Raw genomic sequence first — 19,841 nt, 5'->3', positions numbered from 1 at the left:
TGTAACGCCGGTCCCGACGGGACCGGTACAATTTCAGAGGGCGTATTTTGGTACACAACGCGTCGTTAATCCAGCGAATCAAGCTAAACCACCCTGAAACTGTTTCATGCAGCACCGGGATCGCGCCGCCAGACCAGCAGCCCGGCCACCAGCAGTCCCGCGCCCGCGACGTAAAGCGCTGGCTCAAGGCGATGGGTAAAAGTGGTGGAAAGTGCGGAAACCAGCGGCCCGGCCAGCTGGCCGATAGCGTAACCGGTGGTCAGCAGGCCTGCCATATACCGGCTATGGCGCGGCGCCATCTCGCGGGCATATTGCAGCGAAAGCGACACCAGGTTAAGAAAGCCAATGCCCATCAGTATTGAACCGACCACCAGCCCGCTCAAACCCGGCACCACGGCGGCGCACAGCACGCCCAGCGCCTGCGCCCACAGGTTAAACGCCAGCCGCGTATTGGATGAACCGATATGCCGCATAACAATGCCCAGCCCGACGCCTAACACCGCCGTGCCGCCAAAAATGGGCCAGACAAACTGCGCAAAAGCGCTGGCAGGAAAACGGGCCGCCGCCATCTGCGACAGAAACGTGGCGGGAATGATGTAGCCAAAGCCGGCCAGGCTATAGCTCCAGACCAGCTTTTTCAGCCCGCTGGTCAGCACCAGCGGTTCCGGCGTGGTTTCGGGCCGGTGCAGCTCGCCTTTACGCGGCAGGAAACGAAAAATAAGAGAAGCCAGCACCAGCGCCAGCACGCCATAGGCGCACCAGGCCTGCGCGGCGCTGACCTGGCGTGCGTGAAGAAACACGGCCAGCAGCCCGCTCAGAAAGATGCCCATGCCCGGCCCGGCGAAGACGGCGGCGCTTAAGCCGGGACGGCCATATTTATGCAGCTGCTCGTTGCTCCATGCCGCTACCAGCACCATCGCCCAGCCGCTGGCCCAGCCGATCGCAAAGCGCACCACGCCGTGCAGCCAGGCGTCGGACACGCAGGCGGAAAGCAGCGTCAGGATCACCGCGCCGCCGATGCCTGCCTTAAGCCTGGCCTCCACGTGCGTGGTCGTCCGCATCGCGTTCCAGGAGCCGCAGAGGTAGCCCAGGTAGTTGAAGGCCGCGACCACCGCCGCGCTGGTCAGCGTCAGCTGATGCTCCGTAATCATCAGCGGCACCTGCGGCGTAAAGGTAAACCGCCCAATGCCCATCGCGACAATCAGCGCAATAAAAGCGCTTAGCGCTACCCGTATTGCCATTTGTTCTCCCTTCCGGCTTTATCCGGCTTGATGAAAGTGTTGCAGTCAGTCTGCATCATGGATAGACTTACAAAAAGTGAATAATACAAACCAACTTGTTTACGAAAAGAGAATAAATGGATCTGACCCAGCTTAAAATGTTCTGCGCGGTAGCGGAGACCGGTTCGCTGGCGCGCGCCGCCGAACAGCTGCATCGCGTGCCGTCCAACCTGACGACCAGGCTGCGCCAGCTGGAGCAGGAAACGGGCATCGATCTTTTTATCCGCGAAAAGCAGCGCCTGCGGCTGTCGCCGATGGGCCATAATTTTTTGTGCTATGCGCAGCGGATCCTGGCGCTCAGCGAGGAAGCGCTGGCAATGACGCACAACGGCGAGCCTGGCGGCATATTTGCGCTGGGATCGATGGAGAGCACCGCCGCTGTCCACCTGCCCTCTTTATTGTCAACCTACCATCAGCGCTATCCTGAGGTCACGCTGTCGCTGGTCACCGGTACCTCGGGTGAAATCATTGAGCAGGTGCGGAAAGGCACGCTGGCCGCCGCGCTGGCCGAAGGCCCGGTCGTGGCCGACGAGCTGAACAGCTGCAAAACCTTTAGCGAGCGCATGGTGCTGATCAGCAACCTGCACCATGCGCCCATTCAGCGCCCTGAAGATGCCGCAGGCGATACGCTGTTCGCCTTCCGTCCCGGCTGCTCTTACCGTCTTCGTTTAGAAAATTGGTTTCGTCAGGCGGGGATTTCACCCGGCCCGTTTATGGAGATCCAGTCCTATCACGCCATGCTGGCCTGCGTAGCCAGCGGCGCCGGGCTGGCGATACTGCCGGAATCGGTGCTGGAAAGGATCGCCGCGCCGGGCCAGGTGCAAAAACATGCGCTGCCTGCGGATATCAGCGAGACCACGACTTACCTGGTGTGGCGTCGGGATGCGTTTACCCCCAACGTCAAGGCGCTGAAGTACCTGATTATAGAGCAATCCCCGGACGATGAAATTCAGCCATAATTAAATGGTTTGAGCGGCGTCAGGCCGCTCGCCAGATCCCTGCCAAATGGCAACCTCTACAAGGAATAAACTGATATGCAGATGATTAAAACTCGCGCCGCTGTTGCCTGGGCCGCCGGCGAGCCGCTGTCGATTGAAGAAGTCGACCTGATGCCGCCGCAGAAAGGCGAAGTGCTGGTACGCATCGTCGCGACCGGCGTCTGCCACACCGATGCCTATACCCTTTCAGGAAAAGATCCTGAGGGCGTGTTCCCGGCTATTCTGGGCCACGAAGGCGGCGGTATTGTCGAAGCGGTTGGCGAAGGCGTTACCAGCGTGGCGGTCGGCGATCACGTCATTCCGCTGTACACGCCGGAATGCGGCAAATGTAAGTTCTGCCTCTCCGGCAAAACCAACCTGTGCCAGGCTATCCGCGCCACCCAGGGCAAAGGGCTAATGCCGGACGGCACCACCCGTTTCTTTAAGGACGGCAAGCCGATTTTCCACTATATGGGCACCTCGACCTTCTCTGAGTACACCGTTATCCCGGAAATTTCACTGGCGAAAATCAGTAAAGAAGCGCCGCTGGAAGAAGTTTGCCTGCTGGGCTGCGGCGTCACCACCGGTATGGGCGCGGTGATGAACACGGCCAAGGTAAAAGAAGGCGATACCGTGGCGATCTTCGGTCTGGGCGGCATCGGCCTTTCGGCGATTATCGGCGCGAAGATGGCGAAAGCGGGCCGGATTATCGGTATCGATCTCAATACCAGCAAGTTCGATCTCGCCAGAAAGCTGGGCGCCACCGACCTGGTTAATCCAAAAGATTACGATAAGCCCATTCAGGATGTGATTGTTGAAATGACCGATGGCGGCGTCGATTTCTCCTTTGAGTGCATCGGCAACGTTAACGTGATGCGTTCCGCGCTGGAGTGCTGCCACAAAGGCTGGGGCGAGTCCGTGATTATCGGCGTGGCTGGTGCAGGCGAAGAGATTTCTACCCGCCCGTTCCAGCTGGTGACCGGACGCGTCTGGCGCGGCTCCGCGTTTGGCGGCGTGAAAGGCCGCTCGGAGCTGCCGGGGATCGTCCAGCGCTACCTGGATGGTGAATTCCAGCTGAATGATTTCATCACCCACAATATGCCGCTGGAAGAGATCAACGACGCGTTCGATCTGATGCACGAAGGGAAATCTATCCGTTCCGTGGTGCATTTTTCTAAATAAGGAGACAAGGATGGTATCCACCCTGGAGTTACTGGAAGAACACCGCATGTTTGGCGGCTGGCAGCAGCGCTATCGCCACCAGTCGGCCACGCTGAACTGCTCTATGACCTTCAGCATTTTTTTGCCGGGTCCGAAAGGCGATACCGCCCCGCCGGTGCTCTGGTTTCTGGCCGGGCTGACCTGTAGCGACGAGAATTTCTCGACCAAAGCGGGCGCGCAGCGCGCGGCGGCAGAGCTGGGTCTGGTGCTGGTAATGCCGGATACCAGCCCGCGCGGCGAAGTGGTGCCTAATGACGAAGCCTACGATCTGGGCCAGGGTGCCGGATTCTATCTGAACGCGACCCAGGCGCCGTGGGATGCGCATTTCCGGATGTATGACTACCTGACGGAAGAGCTGCCCGTGCTGATTGCCGGCAACTTTAACGTCAGCGATAAGCAGGCGATTATGGGTCATTCTATGGGCGGTCACGGCGCGCTGATGCTGGCGCTGCGTAATCCGCAGCGTTATGTTTCGGCCTCCGCCTTTGCGCCGATCGTTAATCCAACGCAGGTGCCGTGGGGCGAAAAAGCCTTTACGGCCTATCTGGGCGAGGATCGCGCGCTGTGGGAAGCCTGGGACAGCTGTCTGCTGATGCAGCAGGCGACGCATCCGCTGCCGATGCTGCTGGATCAGGGCGACAGCGATCAGTTCCTCGCCGATCAGCTGCGCCCGGAACGGCTGGAAGCGGTGGCCAGCGAGAAAAACTATCCGCTGACCGTGCGCATTCAGCCCGGTTACGATCACAGCTACTACTTTATCGCCAGCTTCGTGGAAGATCATCTGCGCTTCCATGCCCGCTATTTGCTGGCGTAACCCTTCAGGGCCGGGATCTTCCCGGCCTTTTTTTTCTTGCGCTCCCCTCAGGATCCGCCCTGCAATAGCAATACATCCTCCTGTCGGCATGGCCATAACCACTTGCAGTGAAGCCGTAATGGTTATTATAATAATGGTTACTATATGGAGCGGAGGCCAGGGAAATGGCGATTTATATCCATAAGCGCCTGGACAAGATGTTTGCAAAAGCTGGCATTGCAGATACCGACCTTTGTCTGGCCGCAAGGGAGGTTGAGTGCGGCAACTATGAGGCAGATTTGGGCGGGGGCGTTAAAAAAAAGCGGATTGCTTTGAATGCAGGCAAACGCGGCGGCGCCCGCACAGTGGTATTTTTTAAAAAAGATAGCAATCTGTTTTTTTATGATGGCTGGCTGAAAGACGGTTCGAAAAAAGCGGCAAAAGAGATTGGCGAGGATGAGCTGGAGATTTATAAGAAGCTCGCCAGAGCCTATTTTAAAGCGGATAAAAACATGCTGGATCGACTGAAAGCAAGCGGGACGTTCAGAGAGGTAAAACAATGAAAACGAAACCGGCCGAGTTACATGAGATGCTTGACGATGCTAAAGAGCTACAGGCGCTGGGGCTAATGAGCAATAACGATGTGCAGGAAATCGCTGCCCGCGTCAGCCTGCGTGAGTTTCGTCAACGTATTGCCGCAGTCCGCACCATGTCCGCCAGCGAAATCAAAGCCGTTCGCGCCCGCTGGGGACTGACCCAGGCCACGCTGGCCTATACGTTGGGCATGACGGTAGACAGCGTTTCCAAATGGGAGCGTGGCGAGATTACCCCAAGCGGCCCGGTTCTGCGCATACTGAACACGCTGGCGGTAAAAGGCCCCGATGTTTTCGCTATCTGAGCACAAACGCAGGGTAAAAATCTGAGCGTCAGGGAATTAACAATGATGCGCCAGACAGAGAGGGAAGCAATGCAAAAGAGAGCCGGCAAGAAACCGACTCGTCCATTCAGGAAACCGGCTCGCTGACCAGGCCATCAATCAGCACCTGCGGCGTCCCCTGCGAGCAGCGCTCAATACGGCCGCGCACGCCGTATACCTTCGCCAGGCTTTCCGGCGTAATCACCTCTTCCGGCAGGCCGTCAGCGATCAGGCCGCCGTTTTGCAGCATCAGTACGTGCTGACCGTGACGCAGAGCGATATTGATATCGTGCACCACGACTACGGTAACGATATTCCGCTTGCTGGTTTCCCGGCGCACTAAATCCATGACGTGGAACTGATAGTTAAGATCCAGCGCGCTTAGCGGCTCGTCCAGCAGCAGCAGCTCCGGGCGACGGATCAGCGACTGCGCCAGGCCAACCAGCTGCTTCTGGCCGCCGGAAAGCTGATCGAGGTAGCTCAGCGCCAGATGCGCAATGCCCAGCCTTTCCAGCAGCGCCATCACTTCCCCCTCGCTCGTCGCGCTACCGCGTGCGCCGGAAGCGCGCTGGGCGACGATAATGGATTCAAGCACGTGCAGATGCACGCCAGCGGGCAGCGACTGCGGCAGGTACACCACTTTTTCCGCCCGGCGGGCAAACGGCTGGCTCAGCAGCTCCGTGCCGTTCAGCCACAGCTCGCCCTGCGCCTGATTCAGTCCGGCAATCGAGCGCAGCAGCGTGGATTTTCCGCAGCCGTTCGGCCCCAGCAGCACGGTGATTTTGCCTCGCGGCAGCAGCGGCACGTTCAGGTTGCTGATAATCTTGCGTTTAGGATAACCGGCGTGAAAGCCTTTAATAGCTAAACCGTCCATCAGACGCTCCCCCGATGACGCAGAATAATGCTCAGGAAGAACGGCACGCCGACCAGAGAAGTGACGATGCCGACCGGGATAATCACGCCGGGCACCAGGTTTTTCGACACCACCGACGCCATTGACAGCACCAGCGCGCCGGTCAGCGCGCTGGCTGGCAGGTAAAAACGGTGATCCTCGCCAAAGATCAGGCGAGCGATATGCGGCGCCACCAGGCCGATAAACCCGATTGGGCCGACAAAAGCCACCGCCAGCGCGGAAAGCACGCTGATGCGCAGCAGCGTGCCCAGACGCAGGCGGCGCACGTCAATACCAAAACTGACGGCGCGATCTTCGCCCAGGCGCAGCGCGGTGAGCTTCCAGGCGCTCATCATGGAGAACGGCAGAACCAGCAGCAGCGCCAGCGTCAGCACGCCCAGTTTCTCCCAGGAGGCGCGCGCCAGGCTGCCCATCGTCCAGAACACCAGGCCCTGCAACGTATCTTCGCTGGCGATAAACTGCATCATGGATACCAGCGCGTTAAAGGTAAACACCAGCGCGATGCCGAACAGCACCACGCCGGAAGTCGCCACGCGCGTCCAGCGGGTAACGCCGTCCAGCATCAGCGCGGCCAGCAGCGCAAAAATAAAGGCGTTAGCTGAGATAAACCACTGATCCGGGATACCGGGCAAACCGATGCCCAGCACGATAGCCAGCGCGGCGCCAAAGGCGGCGGCGGAAGAGACGCCCAGCGTAAACGGACTGGCCAGCGGGTTATTCAGGATAGTCTGCATTTCCGCCCCGGCCAGCCCCAGCGCCAGCCCGACCACCACTGCCATCAGCGCGTAAGGTAAACGAATATCCCAGACGATAACGCGCGAACCGGCATCCACGCTCTGCGGCGACAGCAGCGTTTGCCACAGCGTTTCCAGCGACAGGCCCGACGGGCCTAAAGTAAAGTCGAACAGCAGCGAAGCGAGGATAGCCAACACCAGCACGCCCATAAAAAACAGGCGGCGGCGCAGCAGATGATGATAACGATCCATCGCGCCTTCGTGCTGTTGGACGCTGGCGTAGCGGTCGGTGTTGTGGGTCACGCTCATGGTTTCTACCTGTCATGGAGTTCGCACCAGGCCGGCTGCAAACCCTGAAAATTAGCAAAGCGGAAAACGTACGGCGCTAACAATAAAGGAAATGATAATAGTTATCAATCCTATATGTAACAGAGTATGTCAAAGAAAAAGGCGCGGAAACCGCGCCTTCACCCTTATTTAAATTTGGGGAACTGCATTTCGCTGTATTTCACAAAGCGCGTGCGCTTCGTCAGCTTGTAGCCGAACCAGATAATCAGGAACAGCGGGATGCCGATATAGGTTGCCGCCGCGCCGTACCAGTCAATGCGATCCGCCAGGAACGCCTGGTAGTTTTGCCCCAGGGTGATGATCAGGCAGAGCACGAAAGCGAAGATCGGCCCCAGCGGGAAGAACTTAGAGCGGTACGGCAGATCGTTGATATCGTAGCCCTGCGAGACAAAGCCGCGACGGAAACGGTAATGGCTGATGGCTATCCCCAGCCAGGCGATAAAACCGGTCATGCCGGAAGTATTCAGCAGCCAGAGATAGACCGTCTGGTTGCCGAACATTGAGGTCAGGAAACAGAGCGCGGCAACCACGGTGGTGGCATACAGCGCATTGCGCGGCACGCCGCCTTTTGACAGCTTGCCAAACATACGCGGCGCTTTTCCTTCGCGCGCCAGCGTAAACAGCATACGGGTCGACGCATACATGCCGGAGTTGCCCGCTGACAGAATAGCGGTGAGGATCACGGCATTCATGATCGCCGCCGCTGAAAGCAGCCCGGCATGTTTAAACACCAGCGTGAACGGGCTGACGCTGATGTCTTTCACATCGTTACGCAGCAGGCTTGGGTCGGTGTAAGGGATAATCAGGCTGATCACCAGGATCGCCAGGATATAAAACAGCAGGATGCGCCAGAAGACCTGACGAACCGAGCGCGGAATATTTTTGGCCGGATCTTCCGATTCGCCTGCGGCGATACCAATCAGTTCCGTTCCCTGGAAGGAGAAGCCGGCAATCATCGCCACGCCGATCATGGCGGAAAAGCCGCCGGAGAAAGGCGCATCGCCGATCTGCCAGTTACCCCAGCCCGCGACCGGCTGGTCGCCGCGCAGAATGCCGAGGATCATCATCACGCCCACTACGATAAAAATCACTACCGTGACCACTTTGATCAGGGAGAACCAGTATTCTGCCTCACCAAAGCCCTTTACCGAGATGTAGTTGAGCAGGAAGATAACGCTCAGAAAGAGTACGCTCCAGATCCAGCCGGGCGTATCGGGGAACCAGTAGGTCATCACCAGCTGCGCGGCAACCAGTTCAATCGCCACGGTCACGGCCCAGTTGTACCAGTAGTTCCAGCCCAGCGCAAAGCCGAAGCCTTCTTCAACGAAGTTGGAGCCGTAGGTAGAAAAGGAGCCGGATACCGGCATAAAGGCGGCCAGTTCGCCGAGGCTGGTCATCAGGAAATAGACCATCAGGCCGATCAGGGCATAGGAAAGCAGCGCGCCGCCGGGGCCAGCCTGGGAGATAGTCGCGCCGGAAGCGACAAACAGGCCGGTGCCTATGGAACCGCCGATGGCGATCATCGTCAAATGACGCGCCTTTAGTTTGCGCTGTAATTCAGGCTGTTGTGTTGTTTTTGTGTCATGATCCATTGGTAAATGCTGTGCTCTGGCTAAAATGAGGCGCGATTGTAACAAACTCCTTCGTCAGAAGAAGTCATTCCGCGACGTTATAAGATAGCTTCATGATCTGCGGCGAATTATTAGCGCCTGATTAAGCCCCGTTTTTCTGACTGCTCCGCTTTATTCCGCGCAGTAGCTTAGAAAACGCAGCAGCGCCTTCGAGAGATGCTTCTGCCGATGATGAATACGGTACAGCGTGCGTTTGAGTTTGGGCAGCGGGATCGGCACTTCTTTTAACGTGCCTGCCGCCAGCTGTTCCGCAATAACCCGCCGCGACAGACAGCTGATGCCCATCCCGTGGCGCACGGCATGCTTGATTGCCTCTGAGTTGCCCAGCTCCAGCGCCAGGCTAAACTGCGGCAGATGCGAAAGCAGCAGATAATCGACGATTTCGCGCGTGCCGGAGCCGTGTTCGCGCAGGATCCACGACGCGGCCGCCAGGCTTTCCAGCGTCACCGGCTGACGCAGAATAGCCGCGTCGGCGGCGGCAAAAACCACCAGCTCATCTTCCAGCCAGGGTTCGCCAACCAGCTCGCTGACGTGGCACGGCCCTTCGATAAAACCCACATCGACGCGAAAATCAGCCACGGCGTTAATCACATCCTGGCTGTTGCCCACGCTCAGCTCCAGCGGCAGCTCGGGAAAGTCGCGCCGCCAGCCGGCAATCATGCCCGGCAACAGATAGTTACCAATGGTGCTGCTGGCGTAAACCCGCAGCGCGCCGTTATCTTCGCGAAACAGTTGTTCGATTTCAGTGGTTTGCTCCAGCAGCGCCACCGCCCGTGGATAAAGCAGGCGGCCGTGCTCGTTAACCACCAGCCGTTTTCCGACCCTGTCGAACAGCTGAACGCCCAGCTGATTTTCCAGATCCGCCAGCGCCGCGCTGACCGCCGACTGCGACAGCGACAGCACCTGCGAGGCCTGAGTTGTCGAGCCGCTTTTCAGCACCTCAGCAAAGACCTCAAGCTGCCTTAATGTGATATGCATTGTTCTTCCTTACTGACTCCATGTCTTCACCAGCCAGATAATCATCGCCAGCCATACCAGCAGCACTATCGCCAGCCAGCCGCCAAGCTTCTTTTTCCTGTGGGCCTGCCGGGCGGTTCGCTGTTGGCTGGCGGCCCTGACCTCCGCCGGCAGCAGGCGCAGCAGCAGCATCATGCCCGACGGCACGATAATAGCGTCGTCCAGTAGCCCAACAAAGGGAATAACGTCGGGAATAAAATCAACGGGGCTTAGCGCATAAACCGCCAGCAGCACGGCCATGCCCTTTTGCCACAGTGGCGTACGCGGATCGCGGCAGGCATACCACAGCGTGACGCCATCTTTTCTGATTACGCTTACCCATCTTGTTAATCGCCTGAACATCCCCGCCCTCTCATATCACTTATTCTGGTTAATTATAAATATATAATCAATTTCTCTTTTAAGCCAGCCTGCGCCATGCTGCGTCTGTCTACTAAGGAGGCTGATATGGCTGAACTGGCATTTCCTTCTTCTCGTCCGCTGCGCTATGGCGCAGGCCTCGGGCTGGCAATGCTGCTGGCCGCTGCTGCCCTTCAGGCTGGCAACCTGCCCGTGCTGAAAACGGCCGGGCTGGGCACCTTAACGCTGGCGATGCTGTTGGGGATCGTAGCAGGCAATACGGTTTATGGCCGCCTGGCTGCGCGCTGCGGCACAGGCGTACACTTTGCCAAACAGCAGCTGCTGCGGCTTGGCATCATGCTGTACGGTTTTCGGCTGACCTTTCAGCAACTTGCCGATATCGGCTTAAGCGGCGTGCTGACCGATCTGCTGCTGCTGACCTCCACTTTTCTGCTGGCCTGCTGGCTGGGCCGTCGCGTGTTGCATCTGGATCGCGATACCGCCTGGCTGATTGGCGCGGGCAGCAGCATTTGCGGCGCGGCGGCGATTATGGCGACGGAGCCGGTAATTAAAGCGGAGCCGCAAAAAGTGGCGGTAGCGGTGGCTACCGTGGTGCTGTTCGGCACGCTCGGCATCTTTCTTTATCCACTGCTATGGCATGAGCTGGCCGCTCTGCTGCCGGGCCTGACGCCGACGCAATGGGGGATCTTTACCGGCTCTACGCTGCATGAAGTGGCACAGGTGGTGGCGGCCGGGCACGCCGTGAGCGCGGAAACGGAGAACGCGGCGGTCATTACTAAAATGCTGCGCGTGATGATGCTGGCGCCCTTCCTGCTGCTGCTCAGCCGTTTCGTGCGTGCCGACGACAGCGGCGGCGGCGAAGTAAGCTTTCCCTGGTTCGCGCTGGGTTTTATCGGCGTGGCGCTGTTTAACTCGCTGCATCTGCTGCCGCCGTCGCTGGTTAGCGGCCTGAACGAGCTGGACAATTTTTTACTGGCCGTGGCGATGGCGGCGCTGGGATTAACCACGCAGTTCAGCCTGTTGAAAAAGGCGGGACTAAGGCCTTTACTGCTGGGCCTGCTGTTATTCGTCTGGCTGCTGCTGGGCGGCGGCGCGATAAACCTGGCTATCCAGCATTTGCTGGCATAAATCCGCGCCGTTTCCGGTTATCATGGCCCGCTTTACAGTAAAACCAACAGGAGAGCAGGCATGAAATATATCGGCGCCCACGTCAGCGCATCCGGCGGCGTGGATCAGGCGGTGCTTCGCGCCCATGAAATCGAGGCGACGGCCTTTGCGCTTTTCACTAAAAATCAGCGTCAGTGGCGCGCGGCCCCGCTGAGCAAAGAGGTGATTGCCGCTTTCCGCAACGCCTGCGAAAAATATCACTACAGCGCCGCCCAGATCCTGCCGCACGACAGCTTTTTAATTAACCTGGGCCATCCACAGGAAGAGGCGCTGGAGAAGTCCCGCCTCGCCTTTATCGACGAACTACAGCGCTGCGAGCAGCTGGGCCTGACGCTGTTGAACTTCCATCCCGGCAGCCATTTGCAGCAGATTGACGAGGACGCCTGCCTGAAGCGCATCGCCGAATCGGTTAACGTCGCGCTGGATAAAACCCAGGGCGTCACCGCCGTGATTGAAAATACCGCCGGTCAGGGCAGCAATCTGGGCTTCCGCTTTGAGCACCTGGCGGCCATTATCGACGGCGTAGAGGATAAGTCGCGCATCGGCGTCTGTATTGACACCTGCCACGCCTTTGCGGGCGGTTACGATCTGCGTACTGAAGAAGATTGCGTGAAAACCTTTGAGGAGTTTGGTCGCGTGGTGGGCTTTGAGTATCTGCGCGGGATGCATCTTAACGATGCCAAAAGCGCGTTTGCCAGCCGCGTTGACCGTCATCACAGCCTGGGCGAAGGTAATATCGGCAATACGGTGTTCAGCTGGCTGATGAAGGATGCTCGCTTCGACGGTATTCCGCTGATCCTGGAAACCGTCAATCCTGATATCTGGAAAGATGAAATCGCCTGGCTCAAGTCGCAGCAGGTCTGATCTATAGACGAAAAAAAAGCGCGGTCGCCCGCGCTTTTTTATTATGCCCGCCTGGATCAGGCTTTAGCCATTTCCGCTTCCGGGCGCTTCAGCACCGCGTAAGAGAGTCCGGCAACCAGCGTGCCGACGATAATCGCTATCAGATAGCCCAGCACCGGCGTAATAGCGCCAGGGATCAGCAGCACAAACAGCCCGCCGTGCGGCGCCATCAGCTTCGCGCCTACCCACATAGAGATAGCGCCGGTCAGCGCGCCGCCAACGATACAGCATGGCAGAACGCGCATCGGGTCACGCGCCGCAAACGGAATAGCGCCTTCGGAAATAAAGCACAGGCCCAGCACCAGCGCCGCTTTGCCGCCTTCCTGCTGGCCTTTGTTGAATTTCCGGCGCGCCACCAGCGTAGCGACGCCCATCGCCAACGGAGGCACCATGCCGCCCGCCATAATGGCCGCCATCGGCGCATAGGTTTGCGAACTGAGCAGGCCGACGCCAAACGCATAGGCCACTTTGTTCACCGGGCCGCCCATATCGGTACACATCATGCCGCCCAGTACCGCACCCAGCAGAACCGCGTTACCCGTGCCCATATTGCTCAGCCAGTGGGTCAGCCCCGCCATAATCTGGGCAACCGGGCCGCCAACCACATAAATCATCAGCAGGCCGGTGATCAGACTGGCGACCAGCGGAATAATCAGGATCGGTTTTAACGCCTCCATACTCTGCGGAAGCTTAAGCTTAGCGCTGATAAACTTCGCGGCGTAACCGGCAATAAAACCGGCAATAATGCCGCCAAGGAAACCGGCGTTGATGGTGCTGGCCAGCCAGCCGCCAATCAGGCCAGGCGTCAGACCAGGACGATCGGCAATTGAGAAGGCGATAAAGCCCGCCAGCACCGGCACCATCAGTTTGAAGGCGCTGCCGCCGCCGATTTCCATCAGCGCCGCCGCCAGCGTGCCCTGCTCTTTAAAAGCGGTAATGCCGAAGGCGAAAGAGAGTGCGATGCTCAGGCCGCCCGCCACCACCATCGGCAGCATATAGGAAACGCCGGTCAGCAGATGACGATAGGCGCCTGCGCCCTCTTTTTTCTCGCCCTGCGCCGCTGGCTGACCGCCGCCCTGCGGCTGATAAGGTTTGGCCTGCGCCAGCGCCTTATCAAACTCCTGTGCGGTTTTCTTCAGCGCCAGGCCGGTCGAGGTGCGATACATCGGCTTACCGGCAAACTTAGCCAGATCGACTTCAATATCCGCCGCCACGATAACCAGGTCAGCCTGGGCCACTTCTTCCGGCGTAATGGCATTGCCCGCGCCTACGGAGCCGCGCGTTTCGACTTTCACCCACCAGCCGCGTTTTTTCGCTTCGGCGTCAATGGCTTCGGCCGCCATAAAGGTGTGCGCCACGCCGGTTGGACAGGCGGTAATGGCGACGATGCGTTTTGGCCCGCTGGCAACCGCATCGGCCGTGTTCACCGCGGCAGGTTTAGCTACGGCGGCAGGCGCCTGCCAGGCTTTCGCCTCGGTTTGCGCGCGGGCCAGCTCTGCTTCCGGCTGGCGCAGCAGCTGCTCCGCCGTGGTCTGATAAACGGTTTTACCCGTCAGGTCGATGTTGGCGGGCAGCGTGTCGCCCACCAGGATCACCTGGTCCGCTTCGGCCAGATTTTCCGTTAGCGTCAGCCCTTTTGCGGCCGCGCTCGCTCTGGTGATATTTTTTGCCAGATGACCGGTAGCCAGTCCCAGCGAAGGATCAAGTATCAGCAGCGTTTTCATTATGCCTCTCCTGCTGTCAGTTAAAAGGTTTCAGGTCGACGCGCGCCATCATCGCGGCCAACTGGGTACGATCGCTTACGCCCACATTGCTCTGGCTTACGGCCAGGGCTGCTACGGCGGTAGCCAGGCGTAGGGTATGCTCGCTGGATTCGCGCATCAGCAGGCCGTAAATCAGCCCGCCCACCATTGAATCCCCGGCCCCCACGGTACTCACCACCTCACAGGCCGGCGGTTTGGCGATCCATTCGCCTGAAGCGTTAACCCACAGCGCGCCTTCTGCGCCCAGCGAAATCACTACGTGGGCGATCCCCTGTTCACGCAGCGCATGCGCCGCCTCAATCACATCCTGCAGGGTCGGCAGCTTGCGCCCGGCCCAGATTTCCAGCTCGCGACGGTTTGGCTTAACCAGCCAGGGCGCGGCTTTCAGGCCCGCCACCAGCGCTTCGCGGCTGCTGTCGAAAATAATGCACGGGCAGTGCGTGCGCAGCGCGATCATCCACTCCGTAAAGGCATCGGGATTGACGCCTGCGGGCAGACTGCCGCTGACGCAGACCATATCGAACTGGCCCAGCCACGTCAGAGAATCCGTGGTGAAGCGCTCCCAGTCCTGCGGGGTGACGTCAAAACCGGAAAAGTTAAGATCGGTGACCTCGCCATCTTTTTCAGTCAGCTTAACGTTGATGCGGGTCCGGCCTTCGACCACCTGAAAACGGTTAGCAATGCCCAGATCGCTGAACAAATGCTGAAAGCCATCCTGATTCTCTTTGCCCAGGAAGCCGCCAACGGTGACATCGATGCCCAAATCTTTCAGCACTTTGGCAACGTTGATGCCTTTCCCGGCGGCGTGCAGGCCGGTGGTTTTCACCAGGTTGACTTCGCCGCGCTCGATTTCCGGCGTATAGCCCACCAGATCGTAAGCGGGATTCAGCGTGATGGTTGCTACGCGTCTGCTCATGCCGCCCCCTCGCCTAAACCAGCGCTGATAGCCTCGCCGATCGCATCCAGCGCCGCGCGGGCATCTTCGCCGCTGGCGGTGAAGCGCAGGCGGTGACCTTTTTTCACGCCCAGCGCCACTACTTTCATCAGGCTGCGGCCGTTAGCCGGCTTGCCGCTGCCGTCAAGGTTGGTCACCGTGACGTCGCAGTTGAATTTTTTAATGACGCTGACCAGCGCCGTGCCCGGACGGGCATGCAGGCCGTGCTCGTTGCGGATAGTAAACTCTTCCGTCAGCGTATCGGCCTGTTCGGAGACTTCGCTGGTCAGCAGCGCCAGGATCCCTGCGGCATCGGCGCTCAGCAGGCGATCCGCTTTTTGCTTAATCAGCAGATCGCTTAGATAGTTCAGCACGTTCAGCGGCTGCTCGTCGGCTACGGCAACCGTCACCAGCAGCGCGGCTTTTTCGCCGTCTACTTCAAAGGGTGTCGCGCTACGGCTTACGGCGACGGCGCTGCCCAGGTTGCCTTCGGTGCTGTCGCTCAGCCAGACGCCCTGCCCTAAATTCAGCGGACGCGAAGCGATAACGCGGCTGACAAAGCTCGCATCAACCGCGCCGGCCTGCTGTAGGCGACCGGCGTTCAGCGCCTGGAGCGTCATCAGATCGGTGGCCGCCACGTCAACTGTGATCAGCGAGGTGTCGAATTTAAATTCCGTTCCCTGCTTTTCCCCCATCAGCAAACCGCGCAGCGTTTCTGCGGAGTCCGTGGTTTTCAGCTGTTCCGCCACGCTGTCATCGCTCAGCACGTGCGTCAGCTGACGCAGCAGCGCCAGATGCTCGTCCGATTTAGCGGCGATGCCGATCACCACATAGGCGGTCTGGTCTTCGCCCCAGGCGATGCCCTGCGGAAACTGATAAACCTGCACGCCGGTTTTCAACACCAGATCGCGCGTGTCGGTCGTGCCATGGGGAATAGCGATGCCGTTACCCAGATAGGTCGAGGTTTGCTGCTCGCGGGCCAGCATACCGTTAACATATCCTTCACCCACGTTGCCGGCTGAGGTTAAAGCGGCTGCCACCTGTCGGATGGCCTCTTCTTTATCTCCGGCCCTGGCACCGGGATGGATTGCATTCAGTTCAAGCTGGAACATAGTTCTCCTCACTGCTTCATTGAATCGTTTCAGCTGGCGGACGGAAAAACAAGCTTTCAGGCCGCTAACTGCCTGTGCAGACGACGCTGAAACGTTTCAATGATTTTGGCCCCGTTCCTGCGTTTATGGCAAGTTTTACTGCCAACGGCATAGCAGATTTTTGAAGCGACGCACACTTCGCCTTATCTTTTTGGGAAAAAGGTCTCATCGGCCGATGGATGGCTGATGCCTTACTTTTAGCCAACAGGCAATTAACACCAGGCGGTCTGTTTTTCCAGATCCAGTAGCCAGACCATCGCCTCTTCCCGACTGTTACGGCACATTTCAGCATCGGGTTTCAGGCTGCCGCAGACCGACGGCCGCAGCGGCGAGGTAAAGATTTTGCAGCGCTGCTGTTCATCCAGCTGAACGCAGGGCGTGTTGGCCGGTTTGCCGTCGGGCATTCCGGGGATCGGTGTGGAAATAGACGGCGCGGTACAGCAGGCGCCGCAGGAAGCTCGACATTGCATTGGTTATCCCCTTTAAGAGACGCGACAATAGCAGGCGCGCAGTGGGAATACTATGGTCGCCATCCCCGCTTTTCTTCCTCGTTCAGCACTTGCCTGAAGCCGTCAGCAAGAGTAATTTGTCGCGAACATTTTCATTGCCCCTTTCATCGAGATAACACAATGCCAAGAGCAAACGAAATCAAAAAAGGCATGGCCGTCAGCCATAACGGTAAGCTGCTGTTAGTCAAAGATATTGATGTCCAAAGCCCCAGCGCGCGCGGGGCTTCTACCCTTTATAAAATGCGTTTTACCGATATTCGTACCGGCATGAAAGTCGAGGAGCGCTTCAAGGGTGACGACATCCTGGAAGCGATCTCGCTGAGCCGTCGTCAGGTTACCTTCTCTTACGTAGACGGTGACGAATACGTCTTTATGGATGACGAGGACTACACGCCTTACGTCTTCAAAAAAGATCAGATCGAAGAAGAGCTGCTGTTTATCCCGGAAGGCGGCATTCCGGGCATTCAGGTGCTGACGATGGACGGGCAAATTTTGGCGCTTGAGCTGCCGCAAACGCTGGATATGGAAATTATCGAAACCACGCCGGGCATTAAAGGCGCTTCCGCCAGCGCGCGTACCAAGCCTGCCACCATGAGCACCGGCCTGGTGATCCAGGTGCCGGAATACCTCAGCAGCGGCGAGCGCATCCGCATCCATATTGCCGAACGCCGCTATATGGGCCGCGCAGACTAATAAAAAGGTATTCGCGCCTGCCCTTATGGGCCGCGCAGAATAATAATAACGGCAAGCGCGCCAGTTCTCATAGGCAGCGTAGACTCATAAAACGGCGCGCGCGCCTGCCCTCATGGGCCGCGCAGACTAATAAAACGGCAAGCGCGCCACGCCTCGCCGTTATTGTTATATTATTACACTACTAGCGATAGTTAACGATCAGTATGCCCTGTCGTCGCGCCTGGTCCAGCCATTCAACGTCGATACGGGCGATGCCGGATGGCAGCGTACCGTTGGCCTGTAGCGAGATCGGCGATACTTTTAGCTGGCCGTCGCGATAACAGGTAGCGCTGATTTGATTCTGTTCCTGTTGCACAGCGCAACCCGGCTCCGTGATCGCTCCGGAAAAAGTGATAACGCCGGTGCCTGCGGCTACCGTCGCCAGCGCGCTACCTGCCGGAACCATCAAAAAAAGGGCCAGCGAAAAGTTAAGTTTGCTCATACTTACCTCATTTATTAGCGTCTCTTAATTAACATAGTCGGCAATACGCTTTCCGAAAGCCGATAAGCACAACCGGCCACAACTCAAGGAGAAAATAATGACTCGCGTAAACCTGATTACCGGTTTTCTGGGCAGCGGCAAAACCACTACGCTGCTGCATCTGCTGGCGCAGAAACCACAGGGAGAAAAGTGGGCGGTGCTGGTTAATGAGTTCGGCGAGGTAGGTATAGACGGCGCGCTGCTGGCGGAAAGCGGCGCGGTGCTAAAAGAGATCCCCGGCGGCTGCATGTGCTGCGTTAACGGCCTGCCGATGCAGGTGGGCCTGAATATGCTGCTGAAGCAAACCAGGCCCGACCGTCTGCTGATTGAGCCGACCGGCCTTGGTCATCCTAAACAGATCCTCGACCTGCTGTCTGCGGAGGTTTATCAGCCCTGGCTGACGCTGGATGCCACGCTCTGCCTGCTCGATCCACGTCAGCTAGGCGATGCCCGCATTACGGCTAATGAAAACTTCCGCGATCAGCTCGCCGCCGCCGATATTATCGTGGCCAATAAAGAGGATCGCTGGGATGAGGCCACGCTGGCAGCGCTGCAAGACTGGCGCGCGCAGGACGCTTTACAGCGCCCCATTATTCCCGCGCGTTTCGGCCAGATCGCTGGCGAACTGCTGACGCGTCCACGGTTGAATCAGCAGCCGCTGCCGCAGGCGGCACACCATCATGCCAGGCCCGCTTCGCGACTGGCGGCGCTGGCGCCCGTGCAGAATACGCGCTGGCGGCGTTCGCTGAATCAGGGCCAGGGCTACTATTCCTGCGGCTGGGTGTTTGATGCAGAAACCGTGTTCGATACGGTTGGCCTGTTGGAGTGGGCGCGGCTCGCTCCGGTTAGCCGGGTAAAAGGCGTGGTGCGCATTCAGGAAGGCCTGCTGAGCGTGAATCGTCAGGGCGAGGATCTTAATATCGAAACGCGTCAGGCCGCGCCGCCAGACAGCCGGATCGAAATTATTCATGAAGAAGAAGCCGACTGGAACAGCCTCCAGGCATCTTTGTTGAAACTTCGTTTAACTGCTGTTGTATAATGTACGCCGTCACTTCTTCTTAACTTAATCTTAATAAAATGCGTGCTAATCAACTGATCACTATCCTGGTGCTTAACGCGCTGGGACTGGCGCTCTTTTTTTCCTGGTATTTGCCGGAGAATCACGGCGCCTGGTTTACGCTCGATAAAAACCTTTTTTATTGGTTTAACGAGCGGCTGGCAACCAATAAAGCGCTGTTATGGCTGGTTGCTATTACCAACTTTCGCCCTTTTGACGCGGTGTCGCTGCTGGCGATGGGCGCGCTTTATTACAGTTTCTGGCGGCGTGAAACGCCCCAGGGGCGCAGGCGGCTGCTGGCTATCGGCATCGCTATGCTGCTGACGGCGGTGGTGCTGAACCAGCTTGGTCATCTGATCCCGGTTTCGCATCCCAGCCCGACCAAATATTTCCCGGACGTTCATCACGTGACGACATTAACCGGCATTCCAACTAAAGATGCCTCTTCCGATAGTTTTCCTGGCGATCACGGCATGATGCTGATGATTTTTGCCAGCTTTATGCTGCGCTACTTTGGCGTTCGTGCTTTTTTAATTGCCGTGGGGATCGTGCTGATATTCGCTACGCCGCGCATTATGATTGGCGCGCACTGGTTTACCGATGTCGCGGTAGGCTCGCTTTCCGTGGTGCTGGTAGGGACGAGCTGGTGGTTAATTACGCCGGGCAGCGACTGGCTGGTGAATATTTTATATCGTGCTTTACCAGGTAAATATAAGCCGGCTAATTAATTAAGCCGCTTTTTTTACCGTTTTCAGGAAGCAACGAAAAGTGATTTACGCCACTTTCGTTGCTTTTTTATGCGATGCAGCCCTCAAAATCCCACTTTATGCTACAGCTGCCGTGATGTTTGCTCCCCAGCGGAATCTTCTGCCTTTAAGAAACGTACAGCAGGATTAAACTGAATTGTGGCTAACACGCATTTTTTAACGCTCTTTTAGCCTTTCACGCCTCAGG

21 protein-coding genes are annotated in these 19,841 nt (G+C 58.1%); 10 read left to right on the top strand and 11 right to left on the bottom strand.

What is annotated here, in order from left to right:
* Nucleotides 1-104: 104 nt before the first annotated feature.
* The gene (locus tag AB6T85_RS11350; protein WP_253459959.1) at nucleotides 105-1,241 is read right to left on the bottom strand and encodes a YbfB/YjiJ family MFS transporter; all 1,137 of its coding nucleotides are present in this window, start codon (nucleotides 1,239-1,241) and stop codon (nucleotides 105-107) included.
* Between the two features lie 116 nt (nucleotides 1,242-1,357).
* Between AB6T85_RS11350 and ptrR the strand changes: the two genes are divergently transcribed.
* From ptrR to AB6T85_RS11325, 5 genes are all read left to right on the top strand, one after another.
* Entirely contained in the window at nucleotides 1,358-2,239 is an 882-nt protein-coding gene (ptrR, locus tag AB6T85_RS11345) for a putrescine utilization regulator PtrR (protein WP_253459956.1), read from the top strand.
* A 75-nt stretch (nucleotides 2,240-2,314) separates the two neighbouring features.
* Complete coding sequence (locus tag AB6T85_RS11340; protein ID WP_253459953.1) at nucleotides 2,315-3,439, top strand: S-(hydroxymethyl)glutathione dehydrogenase/class III alcohol dehydrogenase; 1,125 nt, start codon at nucleotides 2,315-2,317, stop codon at nucleotides 3,437-3,439.
* A gap of 10 nt (nucleotides 3,440-3,449) precedes the next feature.
* On the top strand, nucleotides 3,450-4,292 hold the full coding sequence (gene fghA, locus AB6T85_RS11335; RefSeq protein WP_369895606.1) for an S-formylglutathione hydrolase: 843 nt from the start codon (nucleotides 3,450-3,452) through the stop codon (nucleotides 4,290-4,292).
* Nucleotides 4,293-4,456: 164 nt separating this feature from the next.
* Nucleotides 4,457-4,834, top strand: coding sequence for a type II toxin-antitoxin system RelE/ParE family toxin (locus AB6T85_RS11330; RefSeq protein WP_369895605.1), 378 nt, complete (start codon nucleotides 4,457-4,459; stop codon nucleotides 4,832-4,834).
* On the top strand, nucleotides 4,831-5,169 hold the full coding sequence (locus tag AB6T85_RS11325; RefSeq protein WP_253459939.1) for a helix-turn-helix domain-containing protein: 339 nt from the start codon (nucleotides 4,831-4,833) through the stop codon (nucleotides 5,167-5,169). Before AB6T85_RS11330 ends, AB6T85_RS11325 begins: the two co-directional genes overlap by 4 nt.
* A gap of 106 nt (nucleotides 5,170-5,275) precedes the next feature.
* Here AB6T85_RS11325 and AB6T85_RS11320 read toward each other — a convergent pair whose 3' ends face one another.
* The 5 genes from AB6T85_RS11320 to AB6T85_RS11300 all read right to left on the bottom strand — a co-directional run bounded on the left by AB6T85_RS11320 (nucleotide 5,276) and on the right by AB6T85_RS11300 (nucleotide 10,172).
* Nucleotides 5,276-6,064, bottom strand: coding sequence for an ABC transporter ATP-binding protein (locus AB6T85_RS11320; RefSeq protein ID WP_301251166.1), 789 nt, complete (start codon nucleotides 6,062-6,064; stop codon nucleotides 5,276-5,278).
* Complete coding sequence (locus AB6T85_RS11315) at nucleotides 6,061-7,143, bottom strand: FecCD family ABC transporter permease (RefSeq protein ID WP_253459936.1); 1,083 nt, start codon at nucleotides 7,141-7,143, stop codon at nucleotides 6,061-6,063. Before AB6T85_RS11315 ends, AB6T85_RS11320 begins: the two co-directional genes overlap by 4 nt.
* Before the next feature lie 164 nt (nucleotides 7,144-7,307).
* Nucleotides 7,308-8,774 carry an amino acid permease gene (locus tag AB6T85_RS11310; protein ID WP_125288184.1) on the bottom strand — a complete coding sequence of 489 codons (1,467 nt, stop codon included), beginning with the start codon at nucleotides 8,772-8,774 and terminating at the stop codon, nucleotides 7,308-7,310.
* A 150-nt stretch (nucleotides 8,775-8,924) separates the two neighbouring features.
* Nucleotides 8,925-9,791, bottom strand: a complete 867-nt coding sequence (gene yieE, locus AB6T85_RS11305; RefSeq protein ID WP_253459933.1) for a DNA-binding transcriptional regulator YeiE — start codon at nucleotides 9,789-9,791, stop codon at nucleotides 8,925-8,927.
* Nucleotides 9,792-9,800: 9 nt separating this feature from the next.
* Nucleotides 9,801-10,172 carry a YkvA family protein gene (locus AB6T85_RS11300; RefSeq protein ID WP_253459930.1) on the bottom strand — a complete coding sequence of 124 codons (372 nt, stop codon included), beginning with the start codon at nucleotides 10,170-10,172 and terminating at the stop codon, nucleotides 9,801-9,803.
* A 105-nt stretch (nucleotides 10,173-10,277) separates the two neighbouring features.
* Between AB6T85_RS11300 and AB6T85_RS11295 the strand changes: the two genes are divergently transcribed.
* Nucleotides 10,278-11,318 (top strand): YeiH family protein, encoded by a 1,041-nt coding sequence (locus tag AB6T85_RS11295; RefSeq protein ID WP_253459927.1) that lies wholly within the window; start codon nucleotides 10,278-10,280, stop codon nucleotides 11,316-11,318.
* A 60-nt stretch (nucleotides 11,319-11,378) separates the two neighbouring features.
* Entirely contained in the window at nucleotides 11,379-12,221 is an 843-nt protein-coding gene (gene nfo, locus AB6T85_RS11290; protein WP_253459924.1) for a deoxyribonuclease IV, read from the top strand.
* A gap of 56 nt (nucleotides 12,222-12,277) precedes the next feature.
* Here the strand turns inward: nfo and fruA are convergent, their stop codons facing one another.
* From fruA to AB6T85_RS11270, 4 genes are all read right to left on the bottom strand, one after another.
* Nucleotides 12,278-13,984 carry a PTS fructose transporter subunit IIBC gene (gene fruA / locus AB6T85_RS11285; protein ID WP_253459921.1) on the bottom strand — a complete coding sequence of 569 codons (1,707 nt, stop codon included), beginning with the start codon at nucleotides 13,982-13,984 and terminating at the stop codon, nucleotides 12,278-12,280.
* Nucleotides 13,985-14,000: 16 nt separating this feature from the next.
* A complete protein-coding gene (gene fruK / locus AB6T85_RS11280) occupies nucleotides 14,001-14,939 on the bottom strand; it encodes a 1-phosphofructokinase (RefSeq protein WP_253459920.1) in 939 nt (312 codons plus the stop codon).
* Nucleotides 14,936-16,069 (bottom strand): fused PTS fructose transporter subunit IIA/HPr protein, encoded by a 1,134-nt coding sequence (gene fruB / locus AB6T85_RS11275; RefSeq protein WP_253459917.1) that lies wholly within the window; start codon nucleotides 16,067-16,069, stop codon nucleotides 14,936-14,938. The genes fruK and fruB overlap by 4 nt, the downstream gene beginning before the upstream one ends.
* A 251-nt stretch (nucleotides 16,070-16,320) precedes the next feature.
* Complete coding sequence (locus AB6T85_RS11270) at nucleotides 16,321-16,578, bottom strand: YkgJ family cysteine cluster protein (RefSeq protein WP_125288192.1); 258 nt, start codon at nucleotides 16,576-16,578, stop codon at nucleotides 16,321-16,323.
* Between the two features lie 159 nt (nucleotides 16,579-16,737).
* Here AB6T85_RS11270 and yeiP point away from each other — a divergent pair, with 159 nt between their 5' ends.
* Entirely contained in the window at nucleotides 16,738-17,310 is a 573-nt protein-coding gene (gene yeiP, locus AB6T85_RS11265; RefSeq protein WP_253459914.1) for an elongation factor P-like protein YeiP, read from the top strand.
* Between the two features lie 181 nt (nucleotides 17,311-17,491).
* Here yeiP and AB6T85_RS11260 read toward each other — a convergent pair whose 3' ends face one another.
* Complete coding sequence (locus AB6T85_RS11260; RefSeq protein WP_301730488.1) at nucleotides 17,492-17,791, bottom strand: YmdA family protein; 300 nt, start codon at nucleotides 17,789-17,791, stop codon at nucleotides 17,492-17,494.
* 97 nt (nucleotides 17,792-17,888) lie between these two features.
* On the opposite strand from AB6T85_RS11260, the gene AB6T85_RS11255 reads away from it, so the two are divergent.
* Together AB6T85_RS11255 and AB6T85_RS11250 are read left to right on the top strand one after the other, a co-directional pair.
* Nucleotides 17,889-18,869 carry a CobW family GTP-binding protein gene (locus AB6T85_RS11255; RefSeq protein WP_125288195.1) on the top strand — a complete coding sequence of 327 codons (981 nt, stop codon included), beginning with the start codon at nucleotides 17,889-17,891 and terminating at the stop codon, nucleotides 18,867-18,869.
* 38 nt (nucleotides 18,870-18,907) lie between these two features.
* The gene (locus tag AB6T85_RS11250; RefSeq protein WP_253459905.1) at nucleotides 18,908-19,615 is read left to right on the top strand and encodes a phosphatase PAP2 family protein; all 708 of its coding nucleotides are present in this window, start codon (nucleotides 18,908-18,910) and stop codon (nucleotides 19,613-19,615) included.
* The last annotated feature ends 226 nt before the right edge of the window (nucleotides 19,616-19,841 follow it).

This window comes from Erwinia aeris (assembly GCF_041224955.1).
GTDB classification, from domain to species: domain Bacteria; phylum Pseudomonadota; class Gammaproteobacteria; order Enterobacterales; family Enterobacteriaceae; genus Erwinia; species Erwinia aeris.
This window is presented reverse-complemented; position numbering and strand designations above follow the sequence as displayed.